Below are 17,680 nucleotides of genomic sequence, written 5' to 3'. Positions count from 1 at the left end.
TGCACGAGGTCTACGAGAACGTCGTCCGCTTCGAGGAGACGGACGCACAGGGCATCGTCTTCTACGGCAACTACGTCACGTTTCAGGACGAGGCATTTACGGCGTATCTGGAGGCCATCGGCTATCCCTACGAGGACCTGACGGCGGCCGACTGGGACGTCCACGTCGTCCACATCGACCTCGATTACCGCAAGCCGGCGGAGTTCCGCGACACGCTCCAGAACGCGATCCGCGTCTCGGCAATCCGCGAATCTAGCATCGAGTTCGAATACGAGTGTCGCAACGAGGACGGCGAGGTGCTGGTCGAGGGCGGCGTCGTCCACGTCGCCGTCGACGAGTCGGGCGACCCGACCCGCGTCCCCGACGAGTTCCGGGAGGCCGTCCTCGACTTCCAGGACGTGGCGCCCGACCCCGTGTAGGCGGCAGGTTCTTTTCGCTCGACGCGAACGAAGGCGTATGGCCGAGGTCGTCGACCGACTCGAACGCAACCTGATGAGCCTCGGCGTCTACGTCGAGGACCACGCCGTCGAAGCGCCCGCGGACGGGGACTCGGAGGCCGGCACCGACGCCGCCGACGACGACGAGCCAGTCATCCATCTCGAATACGAAACCGCCGCTGGCGGCCTCACGCAGGGCGATATCGGCAACGTCTGTACGGAACTCGTCGACGCTCACGAGGCGGGCTGGGAGCCGCAGACGGTCCACTGCTGGGTGTTCAACACCGACGGCGGCTTCCACGGCGAGTGGGAGGCCCGCGCCGGCTGGTTCCGCGCGCTCGAACGGGGCGACATCTCCCAGACCGATTTCTCGACGCTCGTGTTGTCGACGCGTCGACCCGCCGAGGAGCCGCCGGCGCCGGCACCGGCGACGGGATCGGCCTCGGCGGCGGGTCTCGAATCGGAGACGCCGTCGGATCCGAAGGCCGACCCGGAACCGGGGTCGTCCACCCGGTAGAGCGTGGGCTGTGTCGTAGGGTGTCGGATTCACGCCCGCCCGAAGGGGCTGGACTCTCCCCTTGATTCAGTCGTTTCCCGGCGAATGTCCGTACTGCTCGGCGGTCGTCGGTAATTCGTTACAACGACCCGTATCAGACGAATGTCGGCTCCCGGGCGTCGGTTTCGATGTCGAGTTCCTCCGCGACCTCGTCGAGCAGGTCGCCCCGTACCTCCGCCGTCCGGGTCGTTATCTCGGCGACCAGCGGCGGGTCGAACGTCTCGCGGACCTGCTGGAGGCGTTCGGCCTCCGTCGCGACCCGCGCTCTGAGATACCGGGCGCCTCTGCCGTTTTCGTCGGGATCGGGCTCCGGCGTGAGCCGGTTGGCGACGAGCCCCCGGACGGAGAGATCCTGTTCTCGCATCTCCGCGATGGCGCGGCGGGTCTCGTTGACCGACAGCTGGTCGGGGTTGAGGACGAAAAAGAAGGCGGCGTCCTCCCGTAGGGCGCCGCCGGCGAACTCGAAGAACTCCTTGCGCCCCTGGAGTCGTGCCAACACCGGGTCGCCGTCCATCACGCGGCGCGGCTCCTTGTTCCCGATGGCGGCCTTCTCGAAGAGGTCGATACTCTTGCGGCGTTTGTGCATCAGCCGGTCGATCCACCCCTCGAGGAACTCCGGGAGGCCGAGCAGCCGGAGCGTGCTGCCGGTCGGCGAGGTGTCGAAGACGACCCGGTCGTAGGGGTCGGCCTCCCGCATCACCTCGACGAAGCGGTCGAACAGCGCCGACTCGTAGGCACCCGGCGTCCGGTGGGCCATCTCCAGTTGCTGGTTGATCTCGTTGACCATCGCCGCCGACACCTGCTCGGAGAGGTCGTTTCGGATCTCCTCGAGGTGGCGATTGACCTCGGTGTCGGGGTCTATCTCCATGGCGTCGAGGTTGTCGACGCCGTCGACCGACTCGGGGTCGTCACCGAACGGCTGGTCGAAGACGTCAGTAACGGAGTGGGCGGGGTCCGTCGAGACGACCAGCGTCTCCAGGCCCGACCGCGCACACTTGACGCCGTAGGCACAGGAGACGGTCGTCTTGCCGACACCGCCTTTCCCGCCGAAGAAGACGAACGGCTCCATCAGAAGTGGTACTGCTGGCCCTTGCGTTCGATGTAGGACTCCCGGTCCCACAGCCGGCGCTCCCACGCCTCGAAGCTATCCTCCAGATACGGCAACAGCTCGGCCGTGTAGTACGACACCGGCGAGGGGATGCCGAAGGCGTCCGGGAAACAGGCCAGCATGAACGAGTCCTCGATGTCCTCGGCCTCCTTCTCGATCTTCTCGTAGGCCGGATGCGTTATCATGCCGTGGTAGAACCCGCGAGCCCACTCCAGGAGCTCCTGTCGGAACCGCTCGATTCGATCGCCCAGTTCCATCGTGGGTCGACTTTCCGAGATGTACAGGCTAAAAGCTGTCGGGGGCGTCCGCCGATCGCGTCAGACGGCCAAAAGCTCCGATTCGGCCGTTCGGACCCCATCGTGGTGTTCGTGAGTTCGGCTGCTCGGAGCGGACGGTCTTCGATTCGGGAGCGGTCGTGTTCGAAGCCCGGATACCGGGGCCGGTTTCAAGTCCGCTGGCGGCGAACGACGACCATGAGCGACATCATCCCCGTCACGATACTTTCGGGGAGCCTCGGCGCCGGGAAGACGACGCTTCTGAACAACCTGTTGACGGGGGCCGGCGACCGCGACGTCGCCGTCCTGGTCAACGACATGGGCGAGGTGAACGTCGACGCGGAGCTGATAGCCGAGGGGTCCGACCTCGACGTCGACGGCGGCGTGACGGAGCTGTCGAACGGCTGTATCTGCTGTGAGCTCCAGGACGACCTCGAGACGGCGGTAGTCCGCCTCGCGCGGAATCGCGAGTTCGACGCCCTGATCGTCGAGTCGTCGGGTATCTCCGAGCCGGCGCCGGTCGCCCGGCTGTTCACCACCGAATCACGCGTGGCGGCGCTCTACCGCGTCGATGCGTTGGTCACCGTCCTCGATACCCGGCAGTTCCTGGACGCCTTCGGCGGCGGCGATCCCGAACGCCGCGGGGAGGAGGGTGACCGCCCGCTCTCGGATCTGCTGGTCGAACAGGTCGAGCTTTCGAATATCGTCCTCCTGAACAAGGCCGACCTCTGTACCGACGCCGAACTCGACGAGGCCGAAGAGCTCGTCGGCGCCCTCCAGCCCGACGCCGAGACGGTCCGGACGACGTTCTCGGAGGTCGATCCCGAGCGGCTCTTCGACCGCGGGCTCTTCGACCACAGCCGGATGAACGACCTGCCGGGCTGGAAGCGCGCCCTGGCTGACGACGGCCACGGTCACGACGGCCACCACCACCCCGACGAGGTCTACGGCGTCACCTCGTTTACCTACCGCAAGCGCCGGCCGTTCCACCCCGGTCGGTTCGCCGATTTCCTCGAGTCGCTCCCCCCGAGCGTCGTCCGGTCGAAGGGCACCGCCTGGATCCGGGACAACGACTACCGCGTCGTTCTCGGACAGGCCGGTCCCTCGGTCCGCATCGAGGCACAGGCCCCCTGGATAGCGAGCCTCCCCGAGGTCGAACGAGACCTCTACCGGTCGAACCGGCCCGACCTCGAGTGGCACGACGAGTGGGGCGACCGCCGGACCGAGCTGGTATTTATCGGCACCGACTACGACGAGACGGCGCTCCGGGCGGCGCTGGACGACGCCCTAGTGACCGACGAGGAATGGGACGCAGAGGAGGCGCTCTCGGGGCCGTTTCCGGCGGAACAGGGTGCCGAGATAACCCTCCGGGAGCCCTAGCAGGCACAGGAGCGGCCCGTCGCCGCCTCGAACCGCATCTCCTGGCCACACTCCGGACAGTTCGCCTCGCCCTCCAGATCGACGTCCCTGATGCGGACGTCGCAGTCGTCACACCAGTAGGCCCCCTTCGATCCGTCGTCGGGGCGGGACTTGGCGGACGGACCGCTGCCGAGCGCTTCTTTGACCGTATCGATAATGCTCATAAACGAACATGGCCGATACAACTACTAACTGTGTGGTGGCTGTGTCCAAGGCACACACACCCGGACAGCGAGGTCGACGGCGTGTCGGGCTGTCAGTCGAACGCCGCGGCCAGGGTCTCGATCGCTCGCTGCAGCTCGCCGCGGCGCTTCCAGGCGGCGATGCGGTTGGCGAACGGCAGCGGGAGGTTCAACGAGACGGTCGATCGTATCGTTATCCGGGAGCCCTCGTCCTCGGGGGCGACCGTCACGCGCGTCTCCATCCGGTCGAACGGGCCGACGTCTCCCTCGGCCGTATACCAGAGCCCGTCCTCTCGGGGTTCGAACCGGAACGGGATCGCCATTCCGGGACCCGTCGCGGTGACGACGGTCCCGTCGTCGGTCTCCTCGACTCCCGCGACGGTGAACGTCCCCTCGGCGGCGACGACGGCTTCCGGGGAGAGTATCCGGTGGACCGCCGCCGGCCGCGCCGAGACGAACCGGGAGACGGTTACCTCGCGCATACCACACTCCACGAACCCGGGGGTCCTAAATCAGGCGGCGATGGCGCCGGGAAAGCCGCCGTCCACGAGCAGCGGCACCGACAGCGCCAGCAGGACGACCCCGAGCGCGAGCGCGACGTAGATCAGTCGCTCGAAGCGGAACTGTGGCGGGACGTCGACCCATCGAGGGGTCGCCGCCCACACCAGACGGTGGTAGGCGACGGCGGTAACGGCGATAGTGGCCACCGCCGAGACGGCCAGCGACGCTCGTACCGAAACCCCGTAGGCGAGCCCGTAGAGCGGGCCACAGGAGAAACACAGCATGGCGGCCAACCCGGCGCAGACGACGAACGGAACCGGATCGACCGGCTCGCCGTCGCGGTTCCGTACCTCCATACCCCCCGTTCGGTCCGGCTGGCAAAGAGTTAAGCGGCGGGCCGTACGTTCGCCTCCATGGACGACGCCGACGGCTTCGAGGCGGGGGCGAGCGGGTCGCCTGGCGACCCGCGAGTGCTCATCGTTATGAACGTCGTCCTCTCGACTGCCTTCGCGACGCTCGTCGTCTGGGGGCTGAGCATCATCGGCGCGGCCGAGTTCTCGCTGCTCAACGTCGCGACGGGCGCGATACTCCTGTTCGCGCTGACCTACCTCGTCTCGAAACAGTGACGACGGGCTACCCGCCCTCGTAGGGGTGGACGTCGTCGACTGCGGGCGCACCGACGACGAGCGTCGTCACCGGCTCGCTCGCCGAGGCGGGGTTGTGCGCCCGCTGGGGGCTATCGGGCTCGACGACGAACACCTCGTCGGCGCCGACCTCGACGGTTCCGTCGGGCGTCTCGACGAACAGCGTCCCGGAGAGAACGTAGAACACCTCCTCCTGGTCGTCGTGGTAGTGGTACGCCAGCGGGAGGTCCTCGCCGGGGTCGGCCTCGTAGTAGTTCACGGCGACGTTCTCCAGCCCGGCCGTGTCGCTGATAGAGCGCTGGAGGCTCGGCCGGTCCGGCGTCGGTTCGATGTCGTCGACGGCGATGTGGTGATAACCCATACCGGCCGTCTCGGTAGCGGTAGAAGTAAAAGGTCCGTTACCGGCCCCAGACGAACCGGCTCACGGCGTCGTTCACGCGGGACGAGACGCGACCCATCCACGCTTCGGGTGAGACGCGCTCTATTTCCCGCTGGTCGACCTCGATGCGGTCCTCGCCGAAAGGGTCGCTGGCACCCTCGCCCTCTGCTCCGTCCACCGCGTCGACGACGACGGTCATCGAGCAGCGGCCGCACGCTTCGGTATCTTTTGCCATGGCAGTTACCGGCGTATTCGGACCCTCACGGCAAAAATCTGCCGGGCCGTCACACCCGAACGGCGGAGCGGTCCCGTCCGAACCGCCCGTGGGACGCGGTGACCGACGCGTTTATCCGGGACAGACGGTATCTCACCGACATGAGACGCCGAGGCACGGACCCGACGCCCGCGTGGGTCGTGAGCGAACCCGCCGCCCACACAGCGCGATGAGCGACAAAACCGACCCCGTCGACGAATCGCCGGAACCGGATTACGGCGCCGACGACTGGGAGGACCCGGTTACGGGTGCGGTCCCGAAGTCCGAGCTTCCGGAAGAGATCGTCGAGGAGGTGCCGTACTGGGAGGACGACCCGTATCTCGACCGGGTGAGCGACCGGCTGATGTACAACTACAGCTTAGAGCGGGACCACCGGCTCCGAGGGGAGCGCTGGGACCTCTACGGCGAGATGCGCGTGCTGACACAGAAGCAGTTCTTCCATCCAGCGCTATCGTACGCCGACCACGAGTCCGAGGAGTACCTCTACGCCCGTCGAATCGGTCGCCCGACGGTCGCCGAACTGCGTCGGCTGATCGAACTCGGCCACGAACTGGCCGACGAGCGGGTGAACGGCAACGAGGAACACTACCGGACGGACTTCACGTTCGTCCTCGTCGCCGACGAACTGCCCGAGGACGTCCGGGCGTTCGTCGACGGCCAGCGCGAGCGGACGCTACTGAAGTACGGCTACTACGGCCACTACGAGGTGAACCTCGTCGTCGTCGTCCCCGACAGCCGGGAGTGTGTCGCCGGTGAGGCCGCCGACGTTGCCGAGGCGTTCGTCCTCTGGGAGGACGTCGAGACGCCCGAGGAGGGCTTTCTCTCGCGGCTCGCCAAACGCTTTTGGCAGTGAGCGATTGACGAGGGGTATGAGAGCCGTGCCGACTCGGAGGACGTTTCTGACCGCCTGCACCGCTGCGCTGGCTGGCTGTAGCGTCCTACCGGAGGAAAGCGATCCCATCGAGGCCAGCGCGAGCGTCCCGGCTGTGCTGTCCGAATCGAGCGGTTACTCGGTCGTCACATCGGCCGAGCCCACGGTCGAGACGACGGTGACCGTCGATTTCTCCGGCGATGTCGAGTTGACCGCACGTCGTGACGTGATAGCGACGCTCTTCCAGCGGGTGTACGAAGCCCCCGACAGCCGCCGGTTCGGGCTGTTGACCGCCCCCGCCGTTCGTGTCGTCGAGGAGCCGGAGGTCGTCCGCGACCCGGTGGCTGCACTCGAAGACGCCCGCGTCGCCGAGCTCGCGACGGACCGCTCCGTCACGGACGTCGGCGAGTTCGAGGAGGCCGGGTCCGCGACGATGCTCGGGACCGAAAGCGTCCGGAGGCGGGCGACGGCGACCGTCGACGGCGGCGACCACAGGCTCGCTCGGGTTCGGGCCGGAGACGACTCGGTGACGGCGATAGCGACGGACCCGGAGGATTCGACGCCACCCTTCGGCGACGTCACGCGGGACGCGTAGCCGTCGACGCGGGCGAAAAGAGAAAAGCGGGCCGCTCAGTCGTCGCTTGGCTCGGTCGCGACCTCGCCAGGGCGCTCACGGACCGTGGAGATGTTGTCGTAGCCCTTCTTGACCAGCGACAGTGCGAGGACGATGAGGACCACCGCCAGCACCATCTGGACGACCGACGAGGCGAGCGCCGCACCGCCCTCGGCGCCGCCCTGGATGATGTTCTGATAGAGGTTGCTGTAGAACGCCAGCCAGGCGAGCCCCAGGACGGTGATAGTCACCATGATAGCCATTGGGACGCCCGTCGAGTAGAGCTGTTTGTTGTCGTCCCAGTTGGCGAGCCAGACGGTCGCGGTCAGTAGCGCCAGCGCCGCGAGCAGCTGGTTTGCGCCGCCGAACAGCGCCCACAGCGTGAGCCACTCGCCGGAGATGACCATCAGATACGCCGGGACGGCCTGAACCAGGGGGTTCGTATAGCGGCCACGGCCGATCTCGCCGAGCGTCGAGCGGAGCCCACCGCCGACGTTGAAGCCGGATGCGGTCTGGCCGGCCTGGAGTCCGACGATCTCTTCCATCATGTACCGGCCCAGACGGACGGCCGTGTCCGTCGAGGTCAGAAGGAAGCTCACGAGCACCAGCGCCATGAACGGCGCACCGAACGCCTGAGGCAGTCCTATGCTGGTGAGGATGATGCCGCCGCCCGTCGCGAAGTTCGGTAGCGCAGCGCCGATACCGCCGGCGGGGTCCGCGAAGCCGGCCACGGCGAGCGTCGCCAGGGCGACGGCCGCTAACAGCCCTTCGCCGAGCATTCCGCCGTAACCGATGAGGCGGGCGTCGGTCTCCTTGTTCAACTGTTTCGCGGTCGTCCCCGAGGAGACCAGCGAGTGGAACCCACTGATGGTCCCGCATGCGATAGTGATGAAAAGCAGTGGGAAAAGCGGGGCGAGACCCGCCCCTTCGACGCCCCAGAAGCCGTTGAACGCGCCCAACGAGTCGGCGATCGGGAGCGTGCCGGTGTCGGTCGCGGCCGTGCCGAGTAGCGTCCCCACGATGACGGCAAGCACCGTGCCGCCGACGCCGGAGTACAGCAGGAACGACGACAGGTAGTCACGCGGCTGAAGCAGGACCCACACCGGAAGCGCACTCGCGATGCCCGCATAGATCATCACGATGGGAACCCACGCCGCGCGGTTGGGATTCATCGCGACAGCCGACGAGCCGGGGAGCCACTGCCCGCTACCGAGCCCCAGTACTTCTGCGAGAATCAGCGTCCCGTCGGGGTGGGCCGCCTCCGCCCCGGCCGGGTACGGGAACAGCGCGAACGGGAACTGGATGCCGGCGTACACCCCGGCGAAGACGCCGGCGACGAACAGCACCGTCCCCGGGATGAACGGCCCGTTCAGCTGGTAGAGGTAGACGCCGAACAGGAGCGCCAGGGCGATGTAGATGAAGCTCGCGGTCGTCACCTGTGGGAACGCGTCGAAGACGATGGCGACCACCAGCGCGAACACCGCCACCACCAGAATGATCGTGAGGAAGGCGAACCACAACAGCATGTTCTTGCCGCCCTCGCCGATGTACTCGCCGATGATGTAGCCGATGGACTTGCCTTCGTGTCGAAGCGACCCCGTCAGCGAGACGAAGTCGTGGACGCTCCCCATCAGTGGGTTACCGATAGCGATCCACAGCAGCGCGGGGACCCACCCCCACACCGCACCGGCAGTGATGGGTCCAACGATCGGCGCACCGCCCGCGATGCTCGAGTAGTGGTGCCCGAGCAGGACCGGTTTCTTCGAAGGGACGTACTCCTGGCCGTCTTCGTACTTGTGTGCCGGCGTCTCGTTGGCGTCGTCGAGCTCGACGAACCGGGAGAGATACTTCGAGTATCCCAGATAGCCGGCCGAGAACGTTACCAGCACCGCCAGTACGATCCAGATAACCTGAGTCATGATTGAATCCTACAAAACTACTCACTGCGGTCATCTGTATTAATAATTGGTCTTATTATCGTATATATTTAAGTGAAATAAAAATGCCTGTGAGTTTTTTGACCATACTAACCCCTACGAGAGGTAACTACGTATTATCTGGTCGCCGACGGATTCGGACGGCCGGTGGCATCCCGCACTCGTGGCTGTCGGAGTTCGTTTTATCCGGCCGGCCCACCGATACCGACCGTGGCCGACGCCGTTCGCGAACGACTGCTCGACGAACACCGACCCACTCTCCAGCGGGCGCTGTCGTGTGCCGACGCCGTCACCGCCGGCTGGGACGGCGACACGACCGACGAGCGCGAGGCCGTCGTCGGGCCGTACAAAACGGTGCTCCGCAAGGCCGGACTGCTGGAGGTGCTCCTCGACGCGCTCGTCGAGTCGATGGAGTCCACCGGCGAGCGGTTGGCCGCCCAGCCGGTTGCCGACGTGCCTTACGTCGCCGTCACCGCCGAGGGTGTCATCCTGCGCGGCCCGATGCCCGATGGCCGAGTCGTCGTCACGCTCCAGGCCTTCGAACGGGGCCCCTATCGTCGCGGCCCGGACCTGCCGGAGGCGCTGTCCGTCGAGCGGCGTCGCTCGTGAGTCGTTTCAATCGTCGTTGTGGGACGGGGAGCTCCGTATACGTTCGATATCGGAAGGTTTCGACGTGATCTATCGCTACGGGACGGAACTCGGAGCGGGGACCTCACGTAGCTCCGTCCACGAGTCGAGTGAACGTGATGGCGTATCGAGATCGGCAGTTATCACACGTGAAATGGGTATCAGTCCCCGTATGTTGGGTCGGCTTCCAACTGGTGGTCTCCCCACACGGACATTCGAAATCAATTCTCATCGCATTTCTCATCGAGTGACGAGTTCACTGGCCCATTATCGTTCGGGCGGGTAATTTTGGGCTTTTATTACAATATACGAATCCGTTAGTTCATCGTACACGGTTTTGTTGGATAGGTGATGGTTCGACGGTTTTTTCAACCGGATACGAAGGCCGGTATCAGCCGATATGCAGTTACCTCCACGCAGTTGCTCCATCCGACGACCGGATGAACAGCTTGCTACGATAGACTGACGAACAGGCCCTACTCGATCTCCGCGAGGATCTCCTCGGCGTGGCCTTCGGGGTCGACGCCCTCGTAGACGGCCTCGACCGTGCCGTCGTTGACGACGAAGGTGTTCCGGAAGACGCCGTCGTAGGTGTTGCCGAAGGTGTTCTTCTCGCCGTAGGAGTCGTATTTCGTGGCGACTGCGCCGTCCTCGTCGGAGAGCAGGTCGATGGGTAGGTCGTACTTCTCGGCGAAGTCCTCGAGGTCCGAGACGGGGTCGTCGCTGATGCCGAGGACGGCGATGTCTCGCTCCTCGTAGTCGTCCCAGTTGTCGCGGAAGTTGCAGGCTTCGGTCGTACAACCGGGGGTGTCCGCACGGGGGTAGAAGTAGACGACGACGCGGCCGTCGAGTTGCGACAGTCGTACCGTCTCGCCGTCCTGATTTTCGAGTTCGAAGTCGGGAGCGTCGTCGCCGGGTTCGAGCATACCGACGCTGGGACGGGAGGGGCCAAACCGATTGTGGATGACCGCGGCCGGTAGGCCCATCGGGTGGAACGTTAGCAAGACTTTATCAATAGTGCTACCAATGTACGGCTATGCGCTTCGAGAACGATACGGTGTTCATTACCGGTGCGGGTTCGGGAATCGGTCGTGCGACCGCGGTATCGGTCGCCGAAGAGGGCGGGTTCGTCGTCGCGACGGACATCAACGAAGACGGCGGTCAGGAGACCGTCGACGCCGTCGAGGAAGCGGGCGGCGAGGCCGTCTTCCACGAACTCGACGTTACCGACGCCGACGAGTTCGAGGCCGTCGTCGAGACGGCCGTCGACGAGTACGGCCTCGACGCCCTCGTCAACAACGCCGGCGTCGGCCACCCGCCGGCCTATACCGAGGACGTCACCGACACGATGTTCGACTACGTGCTGGACGTGAACCTGCGCGGCGTCTGGAACGGCTGTCAGGCCGCCCTGCCGCACTTCAAGGAGCAGGGCGACGGCGCCATCGTCAACGTCGGCTCGCTCGCCTCGTTCCTCGGCCTGCCGAAACAGGCGGTCTACTCGCTGACGAAGGGCGCGGTCCTGAACCTGACGCGTGCCGTCGCGGCCGAAGCGGGGCCGAAGGGCGTCCGCGCCAACGCGGTCTGTCCCGGCTTCATCGAGACGCCGCTGGGCAACCAGTACTTCGACTCCCAGGAGGACCCCGAGGAAGCCAAGGAACGCGCCGCCCAGCAGTACCCCCTCAAGCGCCTCGGCGAACCCGAGGAAGTCGCCGACGCCATCTCCTTCCTGCTGTCCGACGAGGCCTCCTTCGTCACGGGCCACGGCCTCGTCGTCGACGGCGGCTTCTCGACGAGCTAGACCGGGGGCTTCTTGGGCATACCACGCGGTTTTTTCGGATATGGCGGGACTGGCCCTGCCGACCCTCTCGGACGTCGGAACGCTCGATTACGCCGTCTACCTGCTGGTGGCCTTCGCCACCCACGCCTTCGTCGGTTACGTTCTCGTCGCGACGCTGACCGACGCGCCGCCCCTCCTCGGCGCCGCCGTCGCCCTTGCGCCGGACGCCGACTTCCTCTTTCCCGCCGAGTTGGGCTTCCCGTTCGTCCATCGGGGCATCACCCACACACCGGCGTTCGCCGCCGCCTGCCTGCTCGCTGGCTACGCGCTCGACGCCGATCGGGACGTGCTCGCGGCGGCCGGCCTCGTCTACGGTTCGCATCTCCTCGTCGATAGCCTCACGCCGACCGGCGTGATGTGGCTCTACCCGCTCTCCGAAGCCTCGTTCAACGTCGCCACCGGCGGCCACTCCGCGCTTTCCACGGCGGCCATCTGGGCGCTTTTCGGTGCCATCTACGCCGGCTACCACCATCCGGCCGTCGAGGTTCCGATGGACCGCCTCGGAAACTGAGGCCCCGGACGACAGTGCCGGCAGGCGGAGAATTATGCCACTCGCGGCGCTACGAAGGTGTATGGAGTTCAGCCTACCCGTCGCGTTGGCCGTACTGCTGGGAATCGTCGCCGTCGGCGTCGGCGGACTGGCCGCAAGCGGCGTCATGGCGACCTCGACGGTACTGATGATGGTCGCGCCGTCGATGCTCGTCTTCGGCCTCCTCGCGTTCGGGATCGGCGTCAAACACGGCGAGTTCCGCGCGACGCCGTGAGGCTGTGAATCCACCACACACGGCAGAAATCCTTTTGCTCGCCCCCGTCGCAATCGGGGCACATGCCCGACCGCGAGTTCATCACGCCGCCCGCGCTCGAACCCGGCGACAGCGTCGCCGTCATCGGCCCCTCCAGCGGCGGTGCGCACGACGCCCCGCACGTCTTCGAACTCGGCCTCCAGCGGCTCCGGGAGGTCTTCGACCTCGAACCGGTCGTCTATCCGACCGCCAGACAGAGCAACGAGTTCCTCGCCGACAGCCCCCGAGCCCGGGCCGCCGACCTCCACGCGGCGCTCCGTGACCCCGACATCGACGGCATCATCGCCACCATCGGTGGCGCCGACCAGTTGCGCATCCTCCGGCACGTCGACCCCGACGTGCTCCGGAACAACCCAAAGCGGTTCTACGGGATGAGCGACAACACGAACCTCGATTTGCTGGCGTGGACTGCAGGCGTCGTCTCGTATAACGGCGCCCAGTTGATGAACGAACTCGGCATCCCGGGCGAACTACCGGAGTACACCGAGCGCTACTGTCGGCGGGCCTTCTTCGAGGATTCGATGGGTGAACTCGAAGTAAGCGACGAGTGGACCGACGAACCCACGACGTGGTGGACCAATCCCGAGGAGATGGGGTCGCCGCCGGAATACGAGACCAATCCCGGGTGGCGGTGGGCCGGCGGGGACGGCGCCGTCGAAGGGCGCCTGTGGGGCGGCAACCAATCCATCGTCGAGTGGCAACTGGCGGCCGACCACTACCTCCCCGAGGCCGACGCGCTCGATGGCGCGATACTGTGTCTTGAGACCTCCGAGACGATACCCGACCCAGATATGGTCGGCGCGACGCTCATGTGTCTCGGCGAGCGCGGCCTGCTGGGGCGGTTCGACGGCGTCCTCGTCGGCCGGCCGCCCACCCGAAGCTATCGGCACGAGCCCCCACGCGAGGAGCGGGAAGCCTACCGCGAGCGCCTCTACGAGACGATCGTCGAGGAGGTGGGGCGCTACAACCCCGAAGCCCCCATCGTGCTCGGCCTCGATTGGGGCCACACGACGCCCATCGCACCCCTGCCCATCGGCCGGCGAGTCAGCGTCGACCCGGCGGCGGAGACGGTCCGATTCGAGTAGCGGGAACAGGTACTTGGCATCGCTCGGCGAATTTTAGTCGATGCCGACGCTGGACGAATCCGTCGCCATCGGCGGCCACGAGGTTACCAACCGCCTCTATCGAGCGCCGCTTCTGGAGTGTGCCGGCAACGGCCCCGATGCCGTCGACCGCCTCGTCGCGGAACTGGAACCCACCGCGGCCGCCGGCGCCGGCCTGCTATTCCAGGGCGCCACCGTCGTCCGCGGCGAGGGCGGGTGTGCCGCGCCCGGGATGACCCGCGTTCACGACGACGCCTTCGTCTCCCGTCTCTCGCGACTCACCGACCGGATTCACGACCACGGCGCCAGTATTTTCCTGCAACTCGAACACGGCGGCCTCCGGAGCATGGAGACGTGGCACGCCGGCTATCGGGACGCCAACCCGGATCTCCGGCAACTCGCCGTCTCGCGGCCGCCGTGGCAACTCCGGAGCTTGGACCGCCTCGGGTTTCTGTCGCTGTCGCCGCGGGTGCTCTCGGCCGACGATGTCCGCGAACTGGCGGCGGATTTCGGCCGCGCGGCCGCCCGTGCCGTCGACGCCGGCTACGACGGCATCCACCTCGCGGGCGCGAACATGGGCATCATCCAGCAGTTCCTCTCGCCCTTTTATAATCACCGGACGGACGCCTTCGGCGGGTCGCGCTCGAAACGCGTCTGGTTTCTGGAACTCGTCCACGACGAGATCCGGGCGCGGGCCGGCGACGTCCCGCTCGTGACGAAGGTGCCCGCCGAAACCGCGGCGCCACGCGTGGTCCGCCGGCACCTCGACGTGGACGATGCCGTCGCCATCGCCCGATCGCTCGCCGATATCGGCTTCGATGGCCTCGTGCCCGTCCGCACCTCCACGTTCTGGGACATGAGCATCGTCCGCGGCAAGTACCCCGAACGCGCGTGGACCCACGAGCGGTTTCAGGACGGCTACGCCGACGCGTTCGGCAGCCGCCGGCGCGCCCGCGCCGTGTCGCTTTTGAATCGCCTGCAGGCCCACCGATTTCCGACCGAACCGGGCTGGAACGCCGACCTCTGTCGTCGCGTCCGCGGGGCCGTCGACGTGCCCGTCCTCATGGAGGGTGGCCTTCGAGAGCGGGCCCACATCGACAGCCTGCTCGGTGACGCCTGCGATCTCGCGGGGATGGCCCGGCCCTTCTACGCGGAGCCACGGCTCCCGGCGCGATTGCTCGGTACTGAAAAGGCGACCGCGATCTGCGAGAGCTGTAACAACTGCACGGTCCCGCAAGTGACGGGGGCCGACGGCGTCTGTCGAACGCCCGCCGTCCTCGAACGCCGGGGCGAACTCGAACGGCAGGGCGCTTACGAGGAATAGCGGGGCGTCGCGAACGTAGATTCAGTCGAAATCCGAATCTACCGCTGTGGCCCGTGCTGCCGTCGTTTTGAACGCGGCGATCACGTCGACCCCTTCTTCGAGGCCGAGTCGGTCCACGCTCTCCTCGGTGACGACCGACGTTATCGGTACACCGTCCGCGATTTCGACGGTCACGGTGGCCGTCGCGTCACCGGTTTCGAGTTCACTGACGGTTCCCCGGAACTGATTTCGGAGACTGGTGTGGCCGTCCGGTGACGTTCGAGGGTCCATCAGCACGACGGCGTCCGCGCGGACGGCGATTTCGACCTCCTCGGCCGGTGTCGGGACGCGAGCGGTTATCTCGCCGGCCGCCGTTCGAACGGTCGCCAGTTCCCCGTACTGCTCCACGACGGTCCCCGAGATGATGGATTCGGGAACGCTCGTGACTCCGCTGAGTTCGACCCGCAATCGCTCGAACTGTCGGATGAGGTCGAGTGCGTCCGGTGTCAGTTGTGTTCCGCCCCCGTCCTTGCCGCCCCGGACGCGCCTCGTGAGTTGCCCGATAGCCTCTTCGAGTTCGACGACACGGCGTTGCAGATGCGGATACGACCGACCCAGTTCGTTCGCCGCTTCGTGCATCGACCCGAACCGGTCGATGGCCCGAAGCATCTCGATATCGCGGCCGGTGACCGTCGTCTCGTCGATTACGAGGTGGGGCTCGAACCCCTTGCTGAGCGTCATTGATGGATCATTCGCGGCGGTAGCGACGGGGCGTTTCGGCTCAGTATACCAACTCTCCGGAGATAAACTTCCGGGTGCGGGTATCGGACGGATTCTCGAAGATGACCTCGGTCGGAGCGACCTCCGTGATGCTGTCGTCGAGAAGCACCGCGACCCGGTCGGCCACGCGTTCGGCCTGATGCATGTCGTGTGTCGCCACGACGACGCCGATACCGCGATTCCGGGCTTCGGCTATCGCCTCCTCGATAACGGCGGTGTTCCGCGGGTCCAGATTCGACGTCGGTTCGTCGAGCAGCAGGATGTCGGGGTCGTAGGCGAGCGCGCGGGCAAAGGAGACGCGCTGGGCCTCCCCACCCGAGAGCGAATCGGCGTGTTGGCTCATCTTATCAGTCAATCCGACGATCTCGAGGGATTCACGAACGGCGTCGGCGGTGCCGTTCGAACTGACGAGCGAGTGGAGTTCACTGCGGAGTCGTTCGGACCACGACCTGCGGATGCGAAGCCCGTATTCGACGTTGCGGACGACCGACCCGTCGAAGAGGCTGGCCTCCTGGAAGACCATCCCGATGCGTCGCCGCAACGAGAGGCGCTCGGCTTCGTCGACGACCCACGCGTCCGTGCCGTCGAACGTAACCGTCCCGTCGTCGGGTTCGAGCGACAGCGCGAGCGTCCGAAGCAGCGTCGACTTTCCGACACCCGACGGGCCGATGACGGCGACGACCTCACCGGTATCGACGTCGAGAGAGAGGTCCCGGAACACGTGTTCGTTCTCGTACGACTGTGAGACGTCGGTCGCTCGAAGCATCAGCGTTGTACCTCCTGGTCGCCGAGGCGGACGACGATGGCGTTGACAGCCAGTACGAGCACGACCAGGACGGCACCCAGTACCATCGCCGTCTCGTACTGCCCCTGCCGGGCTTCGAGTTGGATGGCGGTCGTCAGCGTTCGGGTCTTCGAGATTCCGTCCGCGCTCGTGATGTTGCCGCCGACGATGAGGACGGACCCCACCTCGCTGATGGCACGACCGAACCCGGCCAGGATTGCCGTCGCGATGCCATACCGCGCCTCCTTGAGGACGACCAGCGCCACGTCGAGCCGCGTGCCGCCGAGGACGTGTGCGGCATCCCGGACGTTCTCGTTCACGCTGGTGATAGCCGCGAGGCTGATCGCCGTGATCGGTGGCGTCGCGAGCACGAACTGCGACATGATCATCGCCTCCTTGGTGAAGATGAGGTTCAGCGAGCCGAGCGGCCCCTGGTTGGAGACGGTAAAGAGCACGAGCAGGCCGACGACCACGCTCGGAAAGCCCATCCCCGTGTTGATGACCGACTTCACGAACTGTTTGCCGGGAAAGTCGGTAAAGCCCATCACGATGGCGACCGGGATGCTGAACAGCGTACTCAGCGTCACCGCGATGAGGCTTACGTACAGCGAGACGTAGATGATACTCGCGACGTAGCCTTCCCGGAACGGCAAATCGAGGAGTGCCGGCGGTAACTGTGCGGTGAGTTCGAGTGGCACGCCTACTCGTCGGAGGAGTCGTTACTCCAGCCTTCCGGAACGTACTGCTGGAAGTTGGGGTCCTCGGAGACGGCCTCGGGAAAGAACAACTGTTCCCCGTCGACCTGGTAGTTCGAGATGGCATCCTGAACGCCGGGACTGGTGATCCACCCGATGTAGGCCATCGCGAGGTCGTAGTTGGCGTTGTCGTGGGCGCCGGGGTTGACCGCCATGATGCCGTAGGGGTTCGCGAGGATCTCCGAGCCACCTTCGATGGGACCCTGCACGAGGATGACGAGGTCGATCTCCGAGCGCTGGGAGATCAAGGTCCCGCGGTCCGAGAGCGTGTAGGCGTCCTGCTGGTTGGCGACGTTCAGCGCCTCGCCCATCCCGGTCCCGGTCTCCTGATACCAGTCACCGCCCGGTTCGGTCCCCGCGGCCTCCCAGAGGTTGAGTTCCTTGGTGTGGGTCCCGGAGTCGTCCCCGCGGGAGACGAACGTCGCCTCGGCGTCGGCGATGGCGGTGAGCGCCTCGGTCGCCGACCCCATCCCCTGGATGCCCGCCGGGTCG

The 17,680-nt window shown here is 66.2% G+C and carries 25 protein-coding genes; 12 read left to right on the top strand and 13 right to left on the bottom strand.

Annotation, left to right across the window (positions count from 1 at the left end; translation table 11 throughout):
- Together V5A53_RS05815 and V5A53_RS05810 are read left to right on the top strand one after the other, a co-directional pair.
- Positions 1-419, top strand: a 419-nt coding sequence (locus V5A53_RS05815) for an acyl-CoA thioesterase (RefSeq protein WP_332312635.1), incomplete at its 5' end; no start/stop codon positions are given.
- Between the two features lie 37 nt (positions 420-456).
- Entirely contained in the window at positions 457-954 is a 498-nt protein-coding gene (locus V5A53_RS05810; RefSeq protein WP_332312634.1) for a hypothetical protein, read from the top strand.
- Positions 955-1,087: 133 nt separating this feature from the next.
- Here V5A53_RS05810 and V5A53_RS05805 read toward each other — a convergent pair whose 3' ends face one another.
- Positions 1,088-2,062, bottom strand: a complete 975-nt coding sequence (locus V5A53_RS05805) for an ArsA family ATPase (RefSeq protein ID WP_332312633.1) — start codon at positions 2,060-2,062, stop codon at positions 1,088-1,090.
- Positions 2,062-2,358, bottom strand: coding sequence for a hypothetical protein (locus V5A53_RS05800; protein WP_332312632.1), 297 nt, complete (start codon positions 2,356-2,358; stop codon positions 2,062-2,064). The genes V5A53_RS05805 and V5A53_RS05800 overlap by 1 nt, the downstream gene beginning before the upstream one ends.
- A 216-nt stretch (positions 2,359-2,574) precedes the next feature.
- On the opposite strand from V5A53_RS05800, the gene V5A53_RS05795 reads away from it, so the two are divergent.
- The gene (locus V5A53_RS05795) at positions 2,575-3,756 is read left to right on the top strand and encodes a CobW family GTP-binding protein (protein WP_332312631.1); all 1,182 of its coding nucleotides are present in this window, start codon (positions 2,575-2,577) and stop codon (positions 3,754-3,756) included.
- On the opposite strand, the gene V5A53_RS05790 is transcribed toward V5A53_RS05795, so the two are convergent.
- The 3 genes from V5A53_RS05790 to V5A53_RS05780 form a co-directional block, all read right to left on the bottom strand.
- On the bottom strand, positions 3,753-3,959 hold the full coding sequence (locus V5A53_RS05790) for a hypothetical protein (protein WP_332312630.1): 207 nt from the start codon (positions 3,957-3,959) through the stop codon (positions 3,753-3,755). The genes V5A53_RS05795 and V5A53_RS05790 overlap by 4 nt on opposite strands.
- Positions 3,960-4,051: 92 nt before the next feature.
- Positions 4,052-4,459, bottom strand: a complete 408-nt coding sequence (locus V5A53_RS05785; protein WP_332312629.1) for an SRPBCC family protein — start codon at positions 4,457-4,459, stop codon at positions 4,052-4,054.
- 30 nt (positions 4,460-4,489) lie between these two features.
- Positions 4,490-4,834 carry a hypothetical protein gene (locus V5A53_RS05780; RefSeq protein ID WP_332312628.1) on the bottom strand — a complete coding sequence of 115 codons (345 nt, stop codon included), beginning with the start codon at positions 4,832-4,834 and terminating at the stop codon, positions 4,490-4,492.
- 57 nt (positions 4,835-4,891) lie between these two features.
- On the opposite strand from V5A53_RS05780, the gene V5A53_RS05775 reads away from it, so the two are divergent.
- Positions 4,892-5,104, top strand: a complete 213-nt coding sequence (locus V5A53_RS05775; RefSeq protein ID WP_332312627.1) for a hypothetical protein — start codon at positions 4,892-4,894, stop codon at positions 5,102-5,104.
- Between the two features lie 7 nt (positions 5,105-5,111).
- Here V5A53_RS05775 and V5A53_RS05770 read toward each other — a convergent pair whose 3' ends face one another.
- Both V5A53_RS05770 and V5A53_RS05765 read right to left on the bottom strand, forming a co-directional pair.
- Positions 5,112-5,483, bottom strand: coding sequence for a cupin domain-containing protein (locus V5A53_RS05770; RefSeq protein WP_332312626.1), 372 nt, complete (start codon positions 5,481-5,483; stop codon positions 5,112-5,114).
- Between the two features lie 37 nt (positions 5,484-5,520).
- Entirely contained in the window at positions 5,521-5,736 is a 216-nt protein-coding gene (locus tag V5A53_RS05765) for a hypothetical protein (RefSeq protein WP_332312625.1), read from the bottom strand.
- A 208-nt stretch (positions 5,737-5,944) separates the two neighbouring features.
- On the opposite strand from V5A53_RS05765, the gene V5A53_RS05760 reads away from it, so the two are divergent.
- Together V5A53_RS05760 and V5A53_RS05755 are read left to right on the top strand one after the other, a co-directional pair.
- A complete protein-coding gene (locus V5A53_RS05760; RefSeq protein ID WP_332312624.1) occupies positions 5,945-6,628 on the top strand; it encodes a hypothetical protein in 684 nt (227 codons plus the stop codon).
- A 16-nt stretch (positions 6,629-6,644) separates the two neighbouring features.
- Positions 6,645-7,241 carry a hypothetical protein gene (locus tag V5A53_RS05755; RefSeq protein WP_332312623.1) on the top strand — a complete coding sequence of 199 codons (597 nt, stop codon included), beginning with the start codon at positions 6,645-6,647 and terminating at the stop codon, positions 7,239-7,241.
- A 35-nt stretch (positions 7,242-7,276) separates the two neighbouring features.
- Here V5A53_RS05755 and V5A53_RS05750 read toward each other — a convergent pair whose 3' ends face one another.
- Positions 7,277-9,178, bottom strand: coding sequence for a carbon starvation CstA family protein (locus V5A53_RS05750; protein ID WP_332312622.1), 1,902 nt, complete (start codon positions 9,176-9,178; stop codon positions 7,277-7,279).
- A 228-nt stretch (positions 9,179-9,406) separates the two neighbouring features.
- Here V5A53_RS05750 and V5A53_RS05745 point away from each other — a divergent pair, with 228 nt between their 5' ends.
- Positions 9,407-9,805: a hypothetical protein gene (locus tag V5A53_RS05745; RefSeq protein WP_332312621.1), complete on the top strand. Its 399-nt coding sequence runs from the start codon at positions 9,407-9,409 to the stop codon at positions 9,803-9,805.
- Between the two features lie 494 nt (positions 9,806-10,299).
- On the opposite strand, the gene bcp is transcribed toward V5A53_RS05745, so the two are convergent.
- Positions 10,300-10,749, bottom strand: a complete 450-nt coding sequence (gene bcp / locus V5A53_RS05740) for a thioredoxin-dependent thiol peroxidase (RefSeq protein ID WP_332312620.1) — start codon at positions 10,747-10,749, stop codon at positions 10,300-10,302.
- Between the two features lie 110 nt (positions 10,750-10,859).
- Here bcp and V5A53_RS05735 point away from each other — a divergent pair, with 110 nt between their 5' ends.
- The 5 genes from V5A53_RS05735 (at position 10,860) to V5A53_RS05715 (ending at position 14,890) form a co-directional block, all read left to right on the top strand.
- Positions 10,860-11,621: an SDR family NAD(P)-dependent oxidoreductase gene (locus tag V5A53_RS05735; protein WP_332312619.1), complete on the top strand. Its 762-nt coding sequence runs from the start codon at positions 10,860-10,862 to the stop codon at positions 11,619-11,621.
- Positions 11,622-11,661: 40 nt separating this feature from the next.
- Positions 11,662-12,171: a metal-dependent hydrolase gene (locus V5A53_RS05730; RefSeq protein WP_332312618.1), complete on the top strand. Its 510-nt coding sequence runs from the start codon at positions 11,662-11,664 to the stop codon at positions 12,169-12,171.
- 61 nt (positions 12,172-12,232) lie between these two features.
- Positions 12,233-12,424, top strand: a complete 192-nt coding sequence (locus V5A53_RS05725) for a DUF7333 family protein (RefSeq protein ID WP_332312617.1) — start codon at positions 12,233-12,235, stop codon at positions 12,422-12,424.
- A 62-nt stretch (positions 12,425-12,486) separates the two neighbouring features.
- Positions 12,487-13,548, top strand: a complete 1,062-nt coding sequence (locus V5A53_RS05720) for a S66 family peptidase (RefSeq protein WP_332312616.1) — start codon at positions 12,487-12,489, stop codon at positions 13,546-13,548.
- A gap of 40 nt (positions 13,549-13,588) precedes the next feature.
- Positions 13,589-14,890, top strand: coding sequence for an oxidoreductase (locus tag V5A53_RS05715; protein WP_332312615.1), 1,302 nt, complete (start codon positions 13,589-13,591; stop codon positions 14,888-14,890).
- Between the two features lie 21 nt (positions 14,891-14,911).
- On the opposite strand, the gene V5A53_RS05710 is transcribed toward V5A53_RS05715, so the two are convergent.
- The 4 genes from V5A53_RS05710 to V5A53_RS05695 all read right to left on the bottom strand — a co-directional run.
- Positions 14,912-15,610, bottom strand: coding sequence for a TOBE domain-containing protein (locus V5A53_RS05710; RefSeq protein ID WP_332312614.1), 699 nt, complete (start codon positions 15,608-15,610; stop codon positions 14,912-14,914).
- Positions 15,611-15,650: 40 nt separating this feature from the next.
- On the bottom strand, positions 15,651-16,415 hold the full coding sequence (locus V5A53_RS05705; RefSeq protein ID WP_332312613.1) for an ABC transporter ATP-binding protein: 765 nt from the start codon (positions 16,413-16,415) through the stop codon (positions 15,651-15,653).
- Positions 16,415-17,131, bottom strand: a complete 717-nt coding sequence (locus V5A53_RS05700; RefSeq protein WP_332312612.1) for an ABC transporter permease — start codon at positions 17,129-17,131, stop codon at positions 16,415-16,417. Before V5A53_RS05700 ends, V5A53_RS05705 begins: the two co-directional genes overlap by 1 nt.
- 2 nt (positions 17,132-17,133) lie before the next feature.
- A partial coding sequence (locus V5A53_RS05695; protein ID WP_332312611.1) for a substrate-binding domain-containing protein occupies positions 17,134-17,680 on the bottom strand: 547 nt, incomplete at its 5' end.

It is taken from the genome of Natronomonas sp. (genome assembly GCF_036625485.1).
In the GTDB taxonomy this organism is placed as follows: Archaea; Halobacteriota; Halobacteria; order Halobacteriales; family Haloarculaceae; genus Natronomonas.
This window is presented reverse-complemented; position numbering and strand designations above follow the sequence as displayed.

Coding starts and splice junctions, on each gene's coding strand:
- V5A53_RS05765 (WP_332312625.1), bottom strand. CDS start 5,736: ATGGCAAAAGATACCGAAGCGTGCGGCCGCTGCTCGATGACCGTCGTC.
- V5A53_RS05715 (WP_332312615.1), top strand. CDS start 13,589: ATGCCGACGCTGGACGAATCCGTCGCCATCGGCGGCCACGAGGTTACC.
- V5A53_RS05705 (WP_332312613.1), bottom strand. CDS start 16,415: ATGCTTCGAGCGACCGACGTCTCACAGTCGTACGAGAACGAACACGTG.
- V5A53_RS05810 (WP_332312634.1), top strand. CDS start 457: ATGGCCGAGGTCGTCGACCGACTCGAACGCAACCTGATGAGCCTCGGC.
- V5A53_RS05755 (WP_332312623.1), top strand. CDS start 6,645: ATGAGAGCCGTGCCGACTCGGAGGACGTTTCTGACCGCCTGCACCGCT.
- V5A53_RS05720 (WP_332312616.1), top strand. CDS start 12,487: ATGCCCGACCGCGAGTTCATCACGCCGCCCGCGCTCGAACCCGGCGAC.
- V5A53_RS05735 (WP_332312619.1), top strand. CDS start 10,860: ATGCGCTTCGAGAACGATACGGTGTTCATTACCGGTGCGGGTTCGGGA.
- V5A53_RS05750 (WP_332312622.1), bottom strand. CDS start 9,178: ATGACTCAGGTTATCTGGATCGTACTGGCGGTGCTGGTAACGTTCTCG.
- V5A53_RS05800 (WP_332312632.1), bottom strand. CDS start 2,358: ATGGAACTGGGCGATCGAATCGAGCGGTTCCGACAGGAGCTCCTGGAG.
- V5A53_RS05760 (WP_332312624.1), top strand. CDS start 5,945: ATGAGCGACAAAACCGACCCCGTCGACGAATCGCCGGAACCGGATTAC.
- V5A53_RS05725 (WP_332312617.1), top strand. CDS start 12,233: ATGGAGTTCAGCCTACCCGTCGCGTTGGCCGTACTGCTGGGAATCGTC.
- V5A53_RS05790 (WP_332312630.1), bottom strand. CDS start 3,959: ATGAGCATTATCGATACGGTCAAAGAAGCGCTCGGCAGCGGTCCGTCC.
- V5A53_RS05730 (WP_332312618.1), top strand. CDS start 11,662: ATGGCGGGACTGGCCCTGCCGACCCTCTCGGACGTCGGAACGCTCGAT.
- V5A53_RS05805 (WP_332312633.1), bottom strand. CDS start 2,062: ATGGAGCCGTTCGTCTTCTTCGGCGGGAAAGGCGGTGTCGGCAAGACG.
- V5A53_RS05795 (WP_332312631.1), top strand. CDS start 2,575: ATGAGCGACATCATCCCCGTCACGATACTTTCGGGGAGCCTCGGCGCC.
- V5A53_RS05710 (WP_332312614.1), bottom strand. CDS start 15,610: ATGACGCTCAGCAAGGGGTTCGAGCCCCACCTCGTAATCGACGAGACG.
- V5A53_RS05775 (WP_332312627.1), top strand. CDS start 4,892: ATGGACGACGCCGACGGCTTCGAGGCGGGGGCGAGCGGGTCGCCTGGC.
- V5A53_RS05785 (WP_332312629.1), bottom strand. CDS start 4,459: ATGCGCGAGGTAACCGTCTCCCGGTTCGTCTCGGCGCGGCCGGCGGCG.
- bcp (WP_332312620.1), bottom strand. CDS start 10,749: ATGCTCGAACCCGGCGACGACGCTCCCGACTTCGAACTCGAAAATCAG.
- V5A53_RS05770 (WP_332312626.1), bottom strand. CDS start 5,483: ATGGGTTATCACCACATCGCCGTCGACGACATCGAACCGACGCCGGAC.
- V5A53_RS05780 (WP_332312628.1), bottom strand. CDS start 4,834: ATGGAGGTACGGAACCGCGACGGCGAGCCGGTCGATCCGGTTCCGTTC.